Genomic DNA, 14352 nt, shown 5'->3' on the forward strand with positions numbered 1-14352 from the left:
CGCGGTACGATGGGAAACATACGACCGGAAACATACAGCGGGAAGAAGCGCTCACCGCGCCAGCTGATGCACTAGCTAACCCGGCTGATACCGACGTCATCTTGAGCAGAGACACCTCAAAGGAGAAAACGATGGCACTGTCCGAGCGCGAACAGAAGGTTCTGGACCAGCTTGAAGAACTCATGAGCAATGAGGATCCGCACTTTGCCTCCTCCATGTCTTCAACCGGCAATACTGCGCCGGTTTTTAGTGCTCGCCATTTGGCTCTCGGTATTCTCTTCGTTCTCATCGGCCTGGGCATCATTATTGGCGCGGTCGCATCTAACATGATTTGGCTGGGCGTATTCGGCTTCCTCTTCGCGGCCGGTGGCGTGTACTTCGCAACCACCAGCAAGAAGACCCCGGTGGATTCCTTCCTCGGCGGTAAGGCAGAAGGCGCAGCCCGTGTGCGTCAGCGCGAGCAGAAGGATCAGTCTTCCTTCATGAACCGCCTGGAGAACCGCTGGGACGAGCGTAATAACGGCCAGCTCTAAAGCATTTAGGGTGCAGAAGCTTCGCGGCTTAGCTCATAGAGCTGACCCCCGATGCGAACATCTCAAAACTCAAGACTGATTAAGCGGAGGTAAGAATTCTCTTACCTCCGCTTTCTTGTGCCCATTTTCTGCACTCAGTTCCCGGTGCCGGGTGTTGTGCCCCGAACCGTGAACAGACCCGAACGGTGAACAGACCTGAGCCCCCTCGAAGCAGGCAATCTGAGGGTTGCACACTGAGCGGGAATACGCCCGAAGCTGTGTAGAAGCTGTGCGTCAGCGTTAAAAATGCAGGAGAGAGCATAAAAACACTAAAAGATGCTCTGCCGGGTGGGGTGGGTGGTGGAAAGTGGGGTAAAGTGGAGGGGAAAGCTGAAAGTCAGTCCTATCGTCGTGCCCTCAAACACGCGGCGGAGGCACCGGCCCGGCACACCCCGCCACCGGCACCTACAGGATGTGTGGAGCACCCCCGCTCCCGCAGACTTCAGCACATCGGCATACATCAGGGGCACACATCGGGGAGGTGAAGTGAATGTTCTTAGGTACCTACTCACCACGAATGGACGCCAAAGGACGCATCATCCTTCCCGCCAAATTCCGTGAGGAACTCTCAGCAGGCCTCGTTCTGACCCGCGGTCAAGAACGATGCCTGTACGTTTTCCCCGCCGCAGAATTTGAACGCATCCACGAACGGATGCGCACCGCGCCCCTGCCCGGACGAGCCGCCCGAGACTTCCTGCGAGTTTTCCTCTCCGGAGCCTCAGACGAACTGCCCGACAAGCAGGGACGCATCCCCATCCCGCCGATACTGCGCCAATACGCAGGACTGACCGACAACCTCGTCGTCATCGGATCCGGTACCCGCGCAGAAATCTGGGATGCCGCCGCCTGGGAGGAATACCTCGCCCGCACCGAAGCTGAATTCGCCTCCCTCGACGAGGACCCGTTCAGCCCGCTGCTCTAACCGGCATCCCGCCGACGCGACGGCTACCGCCCCGGCATCTCTAGCACCCGCACCACTCTTCCGTAAGCCTTCCCGCAGGACAAACTCTCACAGGAGCACCCATGAGCGTAGAACACGCCCCCGAAACCGGTACGACCGACTCCGGTACTGCCGCCAAGGCCCCCGGCGCATCCATTGAGAACCTCTCCCAGCGTGAAGCCAGCGAACGCCACGTGCCCGTCATGCTGGACCGCTGCATTAACCTGCTGGCGCCCGGTATTGAGCGCGCCGTTGAGGAACGCGGCACCGCCTACGTTATTGATGGCACCCTCGGCATGGGTGGCCACTCCGAGGCGCTGCTCGAACGCTTCGAAAACCTTGTTTTGATCGGTATTGACCGCGACCTGCAGGCGCACGCCATCGCCGGTGAGCGTCTGGCACGCTTCGGTGAGCGTTTCGTGCCCGTCCACGCCGTCTACGATGAAATTGACCGCGCCATGGAAACCGCCGGCGTGCAGGGCATCGACGGCATCCTGATGGACCTGGGCGTCTCCTCCATGCAGCTGGACGAACGCACCCGCGGCTTCGCCTACTCCTACGACGCGCCCCTGGACATGCGCATGAACTCCGAAGATGAGCTCACCGCCCGTATTGTTGTCAACGAATACAGCGAAGACCAGCTGCGCCGCATTATCCGCAACTGGGGCGAAGAGAAGTTCGCATCGCGTATCGCCCGCGCCATCTGCACCGCCCGCGCCAACGCGCCCCTGGAAACCACCGGTGAGCTCGTACGCATTATTCAGAAGGCTGTGCCCGTCGCCGCGCAGCGCACCGGCGGCCACCCCGCCAAGCGCACCTTCCAGGCGTTGCGCATCGAAGTGAACCACGAGCTTGAAGCCCTCGAACGCGCCGTGCCGGCAGCCCTGGAGGCGCTCAACCTCGGCGGCCGATTTGTCGCCATGAGCTACCACAGCCTCGAAGACAAAATCGTCAAGAGGGCACTGACCGCGGAGGCAACCTCCAAGGCACCCAAGGGCTTCCCGGTAGAGCTTGAAGAGCACAAGCCCACCATCAAAATCATTACCCGCGGCGCCGAACCGCCTACCGACGAGGAAATTGAACAGAACTCCCGCGCCGCCAGCGCCAAGCTGCGCGCCGCCGAGAAGATCCGCATCCCCGCCAAGTAGAAGACAGAAAGCGAAGAAGAGTGAGCACCCAGCACGCATCCCCGCGCCCCACCCGCACCCAGGGCGCCCCGCGGAGTCGACGCGCCGGTTCCTCGCGCCCTGCCGCCGGCACCCCCAGCGCCGTTGGCTCTACCCGCGCATCCTCTACAGGTGGCTCCACCGGGGCGAGCCGCGCCTCCACCCGAGCTCACTCCGGTCGTACCCGCACCGCGCGTCTGGAGCCGGTCACCGCAGCCCAGCCGGTGGTTCGTCCCGCCAGCACCGCTGCATCTCACGGTGGTAAGCGCACCTCAACGAACGCGAGCCGTGTCCCCTCGAGCGTCCGTGCGGCAGCACGCACCGAAGAAGCACGCGAAACGAAGCCCAAGCAGCGTAACCCGCTGTCCACTGTGCGCCGCCGAGCCCGTAAGCTCAGCCCGCCCACCATGCTCGCTGTTTTTGCGGCAATTCCGCTGACCCTGATTTTTATTCTGCTGCTTAACGTGCTGATTGTGACCCGACAGTACGACATGGTGGATTTGCGCGCGCAGGAACAGCGCCTCGTGCAGGAGAACCAGGCGCTGCAGCAGGAGATTGGTTTCAAGGAAGCCCCGCAGGATTTGGCGATACGCGCCAGTACCCTGGGCATGTTTGTGAGCTCTTCGCAGGCGACCCTGAACCTGCAGACTTCCACGATTGAGGGCACCCCCGCCCCGGCTGCAAGCCCCACCGGTATTGAAGGATCCAAGCAGGAGAACCTGATTTCGCCGCCGGCAGCGGGTTCGGAAGAAAGCTACGCCAAGGGCATTGTGGATGCTGACAAGTCTGTTCAGCAGCGACACAGCCAGGCGAGCGCTACGGCAAAGGCATCTGCAAGCGCCTCGGCAAGCCCCGCGCAGCAGGCTAACCCCGCCCAGCAGGCCAACCCCGCTCAGCAGGCCAACCCTGCACCGAGCGCGCCTGCTAGCCCGGCTGCTTCCGCCGCCCCGAGCGCCGCTCAGCAGTCCAGCCCTGCCGCTAGCCCCGCGGCAAGCCAGCCCGCACGATAAACAACATTGACCACAGGATGCGTAGCATCACCGATAGACCAGACCAGCGAAAGGACCACCGCATGAGCTCCGACGCGCGTAAGAACGCGAACGAATCGGCATCCGGTCAGCCGGACCTGACCCGCCGTGGCTTTGTCGCCGGCGCCGCTGCCACCTGTGCTCTGGGCGTCATTGGTGCGAATCTGTTTATCCGCCAGGGCTTTGATCCCGGTGCGGTGGCGAATGCGTCCCGTCAGAAGCGTTTGCGCTCCCAGGTGCTGCCTGCTGTGCGCGGTCAGATTCTCGATATCAACGGCAACGTCATGGCGCGTACTGTGCAGCGTTATAACCTGACTGCTGACCAGAGCGCCGTGGCGACCTTCAAACGCTACAACGAGGATCGCACCCAGAAGGTTGAGGTCACCCCCAACCAGCTGGTGTACGAGATGGTCGATATTCTCAAGACCGTTGACCCGGGCATTACCGACGAGTTCATCAAGTCCAAGCTGGACGGCACCTCAAAGTACTCGGTGATCAAAGCAAATATCACCCCGGAAATTTTCAATAAGATTGATGCCCTGGGTGCGCCCTTCATCTACGGTGAGGCGTTCTCTCAGCGCCTGTACCCCAACGGTAGTGTGGGCGGTTCCGTGGTCGGTAAGTACAACATTGTTGAAGAGGCAGACGGCAACGGTACGGGCGGTACGGTGTCCCGTAACTACTCCGTGGGCATTGAGCGTGTCTTTGAGAAGGAGCTTGCCGGTACCCCCGGTGAGCGCACCTACGAGATTAGCGCTGATGGCGTGCGTATCCCCGTAGCGAAGGAAGAGCAGCGCCTGGCGGTGGACGGTAAGAATATTCGCCTAACCATTAACCGTGATGTGCAGTATTTTGCGCAGCAGGTGGTGCGTGCCCGCGCCGAGGAGCTGAAAGCTGAATGGTGTACCGCCATTGTTATGGATGTGCGTGACGGCTCCATTTTGGCTCTTGCTGATTCCTCCACGATGGACCCGGGCGCGGCAACCATTGAGGACGCGGCGGACATGACCCCGCGCGCTATTTCGCAGAGCGTGGAGCCCGGTTCGACCGAGAAGATGCTAACTGCTTCGGCGCTGATTGAGCAGGGCCTGACCACCCCGACGAGCGTGTATGACGTGCCCGCGACCCTCACGATTGACGGCCAGACTTTCAAGGATGCGTTTGAGCACGGGGCGCAGCGGCGTACTTTCTCGGGCATTATTCATGACTCGATGAACACCGGTACGGTGCTGGTCGGTCAGAAGCTCAGCAAGGAAGAGCGCTACAACTGGTTGAAGAAGTACGGCGTCGGCGAGTTTACCGGCATTGAGCTGACCGGTGAGGAGCAGGGTATAATCGCTGATTGGCGTGATTGGGATGGCCGTCAGCAGTACACTGTGCTGTTCGGTCAGGGTGTTGCGCAGACTCCGCTGCAGACCGCCATGATTTTCCAGGCGCTGGGCAATAAGGGCGTTCGTCTGAAGCCGCGCATTGTGGACGCGATCATTGACGCCGACGGTACCGAACATAAGCGTGCCGTAGAGCCTGGCGAACGCATGGTCAGCGAGGAGACTGCCGCTTCCTGCCTGACTCTCATGGAGAATGTGGTGGAGCAAGGCCACGCCCGTCCGGCGAAGGTGACCGGCTACCGCGTGGGCGGTAAGACCGGTACTGCGGAAACTCCGAGTGAGAAGGGCGGCTACGACGGCAACACGACGTCCTTTATTGGTGTGGCGCCGATTGAGAACCCGCAGTTCTTGGTGGCGGTGACCATGCAGCGTCCTGAGGGTAGCGTGGGTGCGAACGGTACGACGGCTGAGTTCTCCAAGATTATGGAGAAGACCCTGCACACCTATAATGTGCCGCGTTCTACCGGTGAACCGGAGTTGATTCCGCTTTTTGCTGAGGATAGCCCCAATAAGACGAGCTAAAGGCGAGCGGGGGAGAGGTTCCCGGTAGCTGATTCGTGATGAAGAAGCCCCGGGACTGAACACCTGTCGAAGCCTAAAGCCCGTAGAATATTGAATGACCCTGTGTGCCTTGAGCGCATTGACCATACAGAGCTCACCGCTTCGGACAGCGGAGAGGAAAGAAGGACGATGGATACCGCATCTCACGCACCCGGCCAGAACCTGCTGGGCGGCGACGCTCAGACTCTGCGCCCGAATTCTGTGCGCCCGGTGAGTTTGGCGCACCTTCGCGAACATCTGCAGGGATTGGGTGCTCAGGTGAGTTCCCAGCTGGCTAGTGGCGTTCAGGGTTCTGAATCCGGTGATTCTGTTGAGGTTACCGGTATTAGCATGGACTCCCGAGGTGTTCGCCCGCAGGACCTGTACGTGGCTCTGCCCGGTGCGAAGGTGCACGGTGCGCAGTTTGCTGAGGCCGCGTTGAATCTGGGTGCTTCCGCTATTTTGACGGATGCTGCCGGTGCGCAGCTGCTGGGTGAGGCGCCGGTGCCTGTCCTGGTGACTGAGAACCTGCGCGAGTATGTCGGTCCGTTGGCTGCGCTGATTTATGGTTCGGCGTCGTTCCCCGCTACCCACCGTTACGCGGTGACCGGCACGAACGGTAAGACCACCTCCACCTATATGCTGGAGTCGGTGTTCCGCACCGGCCTGGGTGTGAAGACCGGTCTGATTGGCACGATTCAGATTCTGATTGATGGTGTGTCGGTTCCTTCGAAGATGACCACCCCGGAGTCTCCTCACGTGCATTCTCTGCTGACGATTATGGGTCAGCATCAGGTGCGTTGCGCCGCAATGGAGGTTTCCTCACACGCGATTGATTACCACCGTGTGGACGGCGTGAAGTACGCGGTTGCTGGCTTCACGAACCTGACTCAGGATCACCTGGATCTGCACGGCACCATGGAGCACTATTTCGACTCGAAGGCTCAGCTGTTCACCCCCGAACGTGCCGAGCTGGCTGTGATTACTGCTGATGACGAGTGGGGCGAGAACATGTTCTCCGCCGCTTGCGAGCAGATGGGTGCGCAGCAGGTGCACCGCCTGGTGACTGCGCGCGGTGCCGGTCTGGCTGAGGTACCCGCAGAGTTTGGTGCCCGCGACTGGGCTGTGGTGAAGGTTCAGCGTGAGGGCCTGGGCCACCGCTTCCACGTGGCTAACGGTGCCGGTGAGAGCGTTGAATGCTACACCGGTCTGCCCGCTGATTTTAACGTTTCGAATGCTGCGCTGGCGGCGCTCATGGCGTACCTGGACACTGACTCCGCTGAGCGTGAGCGTCTGTTGCCCGAGCTGGCGTCCGGTTCGGCTCTGACTCCGGTGGTGCCGGGTCGTATGCAGCTAATTTCTTTGGCTCCGCACGCGATTGTGGACTTTGCCCACAACCCTGACGGCCTGACCCGTGCCCTGGAGGCGATGGATCGCCCCGGCGACGGCAAGGTCATGATTGTTTTCGGTGCGACCGGTGAGCGTGACCAGCTCAAGCGCCCGATTATGGGTGCGATTGCGGCACAGTACGCAGATATTGTGGTTGTGACTGATGACGATCCGCACGGTGAGGCGCCCGAGCCGATTCGTGCCGCCGTTGAGGAGGGCGCGCAGAAGGCTGAGAACCGCCGAGCCACCCAGATCCTGAATATTTCTCCGCGTGCCGCCGCTATTGATGCGGCAATTGCCCTGGCGGGCGAGCATGACGCCATCCTGATTGCTGGCCGCGGCCACGAAACCGAACAGGATGTTGACGGCGTGGATATCGCCCTGGACGACCGCGTTGAAACCGCCCGTGCCCTGCGTGCGCACGGTTTCGAGATCCTGCCTGACTACCAGCGCATGCTCGATGAAAGTGACTCTAAGACCGCTGAAGGTATGGTGAAGAATGATTAAGCTCAGCGCCGCCCAGATTATTGAGGCAACCGGCGGCACCGCTATCGGCCTGGAGGGCCGTGAGGAGCAGGTGTACGCAGACTTCGCCACCACCGACTCCCGCGAGGTGCAGACCGGTACCCTGTTCGTGGCGAAGCCCGGTGCGGTCACTGACGGTCACAGGTTCATCCCCATGGCGTTTGAGCGGGGCGCGACCCTGGCGCTGGTCGAGCGCGAAGTACTCGACGAGCAGGGCGTGCCCTACCCGAGCATCCAGGTGCCCGATGTGGTGCTGGCGATGGGTGATTTGGCGCGCTACTCCATTGAACAGATGCGTGCTCAGGGTGAGCTGACCGTTATCGGTATTACCGGTTCTGCCGGTAAGACCACCACCAAGGACCTTCTTGCCGCCATTTTCACCCCGGAGGGCCCGACCGTTGCACCGGTCGGCTCCTACAACAGTGAGGTGGGCGTGCCCCTGACCGTTTTCCGTGCGGATGAGTCTACCCGCTACCTGGTCATTGAGATGGGGGCCGACCACGTGGGCAACATCGAGTACCTGGCGAATATTGCGCACCCCGATCACGGTGCAATCCTGAAGGTCGGTACCGCGCACGCTGGCGAGTTCGGCGGCGTGGACAATATTGAGCGCACTAAGGGCGAGCTGGCTGAGGGTGTTCAGCCGACCGGTTCCCTGGCGCTGAACGCTGACGATGAGCGCGTGCTACGCATGGCGTCGCGTTCGGTTGCCCCCATTACTTACTTCGGCGTGGGTGAGAAGACCGGCGCGAACGGTCAGCCCTACGAGCGTTACGTGGCGGCGCTGAATCTGCGCACCACCGACGCCGGTTGCCCCGAGTTCACTCTGCGCCTGCCTGACGGTAGCGAGTACGAGATTTCCTCGCAGCTGATTGGTGAGCACCACGTGCACAACCTGCTGGCTGCGGCGACTGTCGCCTACAACAGCGGTATTTCCGGTGAGAAGATTGCTCGCGCGCTCAATAAGGCAGCGGCGGCTTCGAAGTGGCGTATGGCGCGCACCGACCGTGCCGACGGCGTGACCGTCATTAACGACGCGTACAACGCGAACCCTGAGTCGATGGCGGCGGCACTGCGCACCCTGGCGCAGCTGGGCCGCACCGTTGACCCTGCGACTGGTCAGCCGCACCGCACCTGGGCTGTTCTGGGCGCCATGCTGGAGCTCGGTGACGCCTCCGTGGAGGAGCACGACCGCATCGGACGCCTCGTGGTGCGCATGAACATTTCCAAGCTGATTGCTGTGGGCGACGAGACGAAGCCCATCTACAATGCGGCTCACCTGGAAGGCTCCTGGGGTAACGAGGCGACCTGGGTGAAGACCCCGGAGGAGGCAGAGCAGATTCTGCGCGCTGAGGTTCGCCCCGGCGACATTGTGCTCTTCAAGTCCTCGAACGGCGCGAAGCTGGGCATTCTGGGTGACCAGGTTGCTTTCGCCGAGTACACTTTCGGCGCTGAGGAAGAGCAGGCACCGACCTGGCTTTCTGCCGGTGACTTTGTTGAAACCACCGATTTGAGCGACCACCTTGCCGCTCACCTGGACGGCGCCGCTAACGGCGACCGTACTTCGACCGAACAGACCACGAACGAAGGGTAGCGCTTTATGATTACCGTGCTGATTGCTGGAATCTTCGGATTCCTCATCTCCCTCACCGCGCTGCCGGTGTTCATCAAGAAGATGTCGGCCCTCAACCTTGGCCAGCTCATCCGTGAGGAAGGCCCGGCAGCCCACCAGCACAAGGCGGGCACCCCCACCATGGCGGGTCTGATCTTCATCCCCGCGGCGATTCTCGCCTACTTCTTGACCCTGGCGGTGAGCGCACTGCTCTTCGGAACCGCGCCGGTACCGACCGCTACCGCGTGGCTGACCATCGCCTTCACCCTGGGCATGCTCGGTGTGGGCGCGGCGGACGACATCATGAAGTTCCGCAATAAGGGCAACGAGGGCCTGACCGAGAAGCAGAAGACCATTGGTCTTCTGGGCGTGACCCTGCCCTTTGCGTACCTGGCGTTCCAGTTCCCGAATGAGTCGGGTGCTCGTCCGGCGTCGACCGCCATCTCTTTCGTACGTGACCTGCCCATTGACCTGTTCGCGGCGGGCGCGGTCTTCGGTTCCATCCTGCTGGTTGGTTGGATTACCCTCATCTCCCTGTCCGGTACGAACGCGGTGAACTTCACCGATGGTCTGGACGGCCTGGCTGGCGGCATCATGATGACCATCTTCTCCGGCTACCTGACCATCAGCATCTGGCAGTACGTACACGCCTGCTCCGCTGGCGCTGGCACCGCCTGCTACGATGTGCGCGACCCCGGTTCACTGGCGCTGATTGCCGCATCCCTGGTGGGTTCGCTGGCTGGCTTCCTCTGGTGGAACGTGTCGAAGGCACAGATCTTCATGGGCGACTCCGGTTCCCTGGCGCTCGGTGGCGCAATGGTTGCTTTCGCGCTGTTCACCCGCACCGAGCTGCTTCTGCTGGTCATCGCTCTGATTCCCGTGCTGGAAGTGTTCTCTGTGATTGTGCAGAAGTTCGTGTTCAAGACCAGCCGTAAGCGTTCGGTCGCAGCGGGGGAGAAGCCCCTGCACGCGCACCGTTACTTCCGTATGACCCCCTTCCACCACCACATGGAGAAGGTCGGCGTCAACGGCAAATACTCAATTGATAAGCGAGGCATTGCCCCCGGTACCGTCAGCAGCGGCGAAGTGAACTCCGTGTTCCGCCTCTGGGTTGTTAACGCCCTCTGCGTGCTCGTTGCCCTGGCGCTGTTCTTCGGTGACTGGTTCTCGCAGACTTCTGGAGTGATTCACTAATGTCAACTAATGAACAGCCGGATACAGCTCGCATTGAAGCGAACGCCGCCGCTATTGCGGTGAACCCGGTGTATGAGAACGAGCGCCTCGCGGAGCTGACTCACTGGGGTGCGCCCTGGGCTAACCTGCGCGTGGTCGTGGTGGGCATGGGTACCAGCGGCGACGCTGTGACCGATGTGCTCGCCCAGCTGGGTGCGAAGATCGTTGTCATCGACGGGGCTGATACCCCGGAGAAGCGTGAACGCATCGACCTGTACGCTAACGCCTACGGCAACGTTGAGGGCCTGTTCGGTCCCGAGCACATGCGCGCACTGCCCCCGGTGGACGGTCAGGAACCCGAGCTTGTGGTGACCTCCCCGGGCGTGCGTCCCGACCACCCGGTCATGCTGGACGCGTATGAGCGTCGCATCCAGATTTGGGGCGATGTGGAGCTGGCGTGGCGCCTGAATGAGCGCAACGACCGCCCGACTCCCAAGTGGCTGTGCCTGACCGGTACGAACGGTAAGACCACCACCGTGGGCATGGTCGATTCCATCCTGAAGGCTGCCGGTAAGAAGTCTATTCAGGTGGGTAACGTGGGCATGCCCATCGTGTACGCCATTGCAGACGATGAGCCCTATGAATTCTTCGCGGTGGAGCTGTCCAGCTTCCAGCTGCACTGGACCTACTCGATGTCCCCGTACGCTTCGGTGGTTCTGAACATTGCTGAGGACCACGTGGACTGGCACGGTTCGTTCGAGCGTTACAAGGCTGATAAGGCTCGCGTGTATGAGCACACTCAGGTTGCCTGCATCTTCAACACCGACCACGTGGACACCCTGCGCATGGTTGAGAACGCGGACGTTATTGAGGGCGCTCGTGCGATTGGCTTCAGCTCCACTGAGATGCCCGCCGTGTCGATGCTCGGCCTGGCTGAGGACATCATGGTGGACCGCGCCTTCTTGAAGAACCGTTACAACGAGGCGTATGAGCTGGTGGTTCTGGAGGATTTGGCTCCGGCTCCCGGTAAGATGCCTGCGAAGCACACCGTGGAGAACGCTTTGGCGGCTGCGGCTCTGTGCCGTGCGGCTGATATTGACCCGAAGGCTGTGGGCGCTGGCCTGCGTTCCTTCAAGACCGGTGCGCACCGCAACCAGCTGGTGGGTTACGCAAACGACATCATGTGGGTGAACGATTCGAAGGCTACGAATCCTCACGCCGCGAACGCGTCGATGAGCGGCTACCCCTCGCTGGTGTGGATTGCTGGCGGCCTGTCGAAGGGCGTTGAGTACGATGAGCTGATTGCTGCCCACGCGCAGCGTCTGAAGGCTGTGCTGATTATCGGTACCGATACTGCGGCGTTGAAGTCGGCATTGGCTAACCACGCTCCGCAGGTTCCGACCTACAATATGACCGCCGCTGTGGCTGATTCTTCGGACGGCATTGCCGTGATGAACGCGGCCGTTGCGAAGGCTGCTGAGCTGGCGCATCCGGGGGATACCGTGCTGATGGCTCCCGCGTCTGCGTCGATGGACCAGTTCAAGAATTATGCGGTGCGCGGTGATGCGTTTGCGAACGCTGTTGCCGCCCAGCTGGCTGACTCTTAGGAGGTTACCTGCAGGGGCGTCTCGGGTAACCGGGGTGCTTTCTGCGGGTTCTTCTCGGGGGTGGGATGGTAACGGTGTCCCACCCCTGAACCTTTTTCGTGTATTCGCCACGACGGATCCGTGGCAGTTGAGGCCTATAGGAGGGCATGTGAGTACCAGCGCATCTTCGGAGCGTTCGGCTTCTTCGGCGCGTTCGACCGCGAGTGGTCGTTGGGCGTCTTTGCGAGCCGGTTTGGAGGATTTCTCTGCGCCGTTCCGTACTCGTGCCGATAGGCTGTACCGTCGTGGTTTGAAGGCTGACCTGTGGGATGTGCCGGTGATGCTGCTGGTCACGACCCTGGGTCTGGCTATTTTTGGCTGCATTATGGTGCTGTCGGCGTCGAGCGTCACCATGATTTCTCAGGGGCAGTCGCCGTTCTCGCAGGTTTCGTCTCAGGTCATGTTCTTGGTTCTTGGCGTGATTGCGATGGCGGGTATTACGCGTATCCCTGTTGGGTATTACCACAAGAAGTCTGTGGTGTACGCGATGCTGGTTGCCGCCTTGGTCATGCAGCTTGCTGTGGTGGTCGTTGGCGTTGAGGTGAACGGTAACCGTAACTGGTTGAAGCTCGGCCCGGTGCAGATTCAGCCGTCGGAGTTTTCGAAGCTTGCGATTATTATGTGGCTGGCGTGGGTGTATAGCCGCCACGGCGATATTTCTCGTAGTATTTGGCGCACGCTGTTCCCCTCGATTTATGGTGTGGGTGCCCTGGTGCTGCTGATTATGCTCGGTGGTGACATGGGTACCGCCATGGTGTATGGCTTCATCTTTGTGGGCATGATGTGGCTGGCGGGTGCTTCTCGCAGCTCGCTGCTGAAGATTGGCGGCGCGTTTGCGGTGTTGGCGCTCGTGGGTGTGCTCAGTAGCGCGAACCGTGTGGCTCGTATTTTCGGTATTTGGGGTTCGTGCACGAACGCTAACTGTGACCAGGCAAATTCTGGTGAGGTGGCGCTGACGACCGGTGGCTTCTTGGGTGTTGGTCTGGGCCAGTCGCGCCAGAAGTATAACTACCTGGCTGAGGCGCATAACGACTATATTTTCGCCATTATTGGTGAGGAGCTGGGTCTGCTGGGTACGCTGGCGGTTCTGCTGCTGTATGTGGGCCTGGTGTACTGCGCGGTTCGTATTATGCTGCGTACTACTGATCCGCTGGTGCGTTTGGCTACGGGCGGCATCATGATTTGGCTGACTTCTCAGGCGATTATCAATATGGGCATGGTGTCCCGTATCCTGCCGGTGATTGGTGTGCCTTTGCCGTTTGTCTCCTATGGTGGTTCGTCGCTGTTGTCCTCGTTGTTTGCAGCGGGTTTGTTGTTGGCGTTTGCGCGGCAGACTCCGTTGCGTGGCGCGACGAAACCGTCGAATATTGAGACCCAGAGCGCGCGTGAGGTTCGTCGTGAGAATGCTGAATGGCAGCGTCGTACGCCGTTGCAGGATGTGCTGAATCAGGAAGAGGCAGCTCGTGCGGCTGCCGGTGGTCACCTGTTGAAGGAACATAATCCTTTGAAGGTTGTTTTCGGCCCGGAGAGCACGTTGCGCCGATGGTTGGGTTTTGCGCCGGATCAGCAGCGCGAGTTGTCTCGTATGGCTCGTGAGCAGCAGAAGGAGCAGGAGCGCCAGGCTCGGGAGCAGGTTCGTCGCAAGGAGGAACAGGCTCGCCAGGAGGCGGCGCAGGCTCGAGAAGAGGCGCGTCGTGCTCGCGAGGAGGCGCGTCTGGCTCGTGAGGAAGCTGCCCGTGTGAAGGCGGAGCAGAAGGCTGAAGCTCAGAAGCAGAAGGCCTCGCAGAAGCCTGCACCGCAGAAGGTAGCTCCGCAGAAGGCTCCTGCTCAGCCTCGTACCGGTCAGCAGACTCGCCCCGCTCAGAAGGCTACCGCTGCGAAGCCTGCAGGTCAGAAGCCCGCGGCTCCGAAGCAAGCTGTACAGCAGCGCGCCGCTCAGCCCCGTACCGCTCAGAAACCTGCTACTCAGAAGCGAGTGCAGCAGCCTCGTGGCGCTCAGCCCCGTAGCGCACAGCACCGTCCGTCGGGTTCGCTACCTGCGGGTCTGCAGCCGCTGCATCCGGAGGACCGTCAGCGTCGTGCCCAGCGACAGGGTAATCCTCGACAGGGCGCTCAACGTCAGGCAGCGCCGCGACAGGGCACTCAGGCAAAGGGTACTCAGGCCAAGGGTGCTCCGAAGAACAGCGCTCAGCAGGCGCAGCGTCCGGCTCAGGGCGCGGCTCGGAACTCGGCTCAGCGCGGCACCCGTAAGCAGGGCTAAACCCCGCGGAACCCGCTCCGCGAAGCCTGCATATCGGGGGCTGGCAATCGGGGAAGTGAGCTGCGGTTCGCACCTCTACCCGTGATGAATATGTGCTGAATATAAGATAAAGC

General features: G+C 61.1%; 10 protein-coding genes. All 10 read left to right on the top strand.

Going from position 1 to position 14352, the window contains the following annotated elements:
• The first annotated feature begins 131 nt into the window (after nt 1–131).
• The gene (locus tag HMPREF2980_RS02715) at nt 132–533 is read left to right on the top strand and encodes a DUF3040 domain-containing protein (protein WP_049350360.1); all 402 of its coding nucleotides are present in this window, start codon (nt 132–134) and stop codon (nt 531–533) included.
• Between the two features lie 529 nt (nt 534–1062).
• The gene (mraZ, locus tag HMPREF2980_RS02720; RefSeq protein ID WP_070690046.1) at nt 1063–1494 is read left to right on the top strand and encodes a division/cell wall cluster transcriptional repressor MraZ; all 432 of its coding nucleotides are present in this window, start codon (nt 1063–1065) and stop codon (nt 1492–1494) included.
• A gap of 101 nt (nt 1495–1595) precedes the next feature.
• The gene (gene rsmH, locus HMPREF2980_RS02725; protein WP_070690048.1) at nt 1596–2660 is read left to right on the top strand and encodes a 16S rRNA (cytosine(1402)-N(4))-methyltransferase RsmH; all 1065 of its coding nucleotides are present in this window, start codon (nt 1596–1598) and stop codon (nt 2658–2660) included.
• 20 nt (nt 2661–2680) lie between these two features.
• Nucleotides 2681–3688 carry a cell division protein FtsL gene (locus HMPREF2980_RS02730; protein WP_070690050.1) on the top strand — a complete coding sequence of 336 codons (1008 nt, stop codon included), beginning with the start codon at nt 2681–2683 and terminating at the stop codon, nt 3686–3688.
• A gap of 62 nt (nt 3689–3750) precedes the next feature.
• The gene (locus HMPREF2980_RS02735; protein WP_049345236.1) at nt 3751–5616 is read left to right on the top strand and encodes a peptidoglycan D,D-transpeptidase FtsI family protein; all 1866 of its coding nucleotides are present in this window, start codon (nt 3751–3753) and stop codon (nt 5614–5616) included.
• Between the two features lie 168 nt (nt 5617–5784).
• On the top strand, nt 5785–7530 hold the full coding sequence (locus HMPREF2980_RS02740) for a Mur ligase family protein (protein WP_070690052.1): 1746 nt from the start codon (nt 5785–5787) through the stop codon (nt 7528–7530).
• Nucleotides 7523–9142: a UDP-N-acetylmuramoyl-tripeptide--D-alanyl-D-alanine ligase gene (gene murF / locus HMPREF2980_RS02745; RefSeq protein ID WP_070635142.1), complete on the top strand. Its 1620-nt coding sequence runs from the start codon at nt 7523–7525 to the stop codon at nt 9140–9142. The genes HMPREF2980_RS02740 and murF overlap by 8 nt, the downstream gene beginning before the upstream one ends.
• Before the next feature lie 6 nt (nt 9143–9148).
• On the top strand, nt 9149–10354 hold the full coding sequence (mraY, locus tag HMPREF2980_RS02750) for a phospho-N-acetylmuramoyl-pentapeptide-transferase (RefSeq protein WP_049353001.1): 1206 nt from the start codon (nt 9149–9151) through the stop codon (nt 10352–10354).
• Nucleotides 10354–11940 (top strand): UDP-N-acetylmuramoyl-L-alanine--D-glutamate ligase, encoded by a 1587-nt coding sequence (murD, locus tag HMPREF2980_RS02755; protein ID WP_070690054.1) that lies wholly within the window; start codon nt 10354–10356, stop codon nt 11938–11940. Before mraY ends, murD begins: the two co-directional genes overlap by 1 nt.
• Before the next feature lie 148 nt (nt 11941–12088).
• Nucleotides 12089–14239: a peptidoglycan glycosyltransferase FtsW gene (locus HMPREF2980_RS02760; protein WP_049350353.1), complete on the top strand. Its 2151-nt coding sequence runs from the start codon at nt 12089–12091 to the stop codon at nt 14237–14239.
• The last annotated feature ends 113 nt before the right edge of the window (nt 14240–14352 follow it).

Source organism: Rothia sp. HMSC076D04 (assembly GCF_001814645.1).
Taxonomy (GTDB): Bacteria; Actinomycetota; Actinomycetes; order Actinomycetales; family Micrococcaceae; genus Rothia; species Rothia mucilaginosa.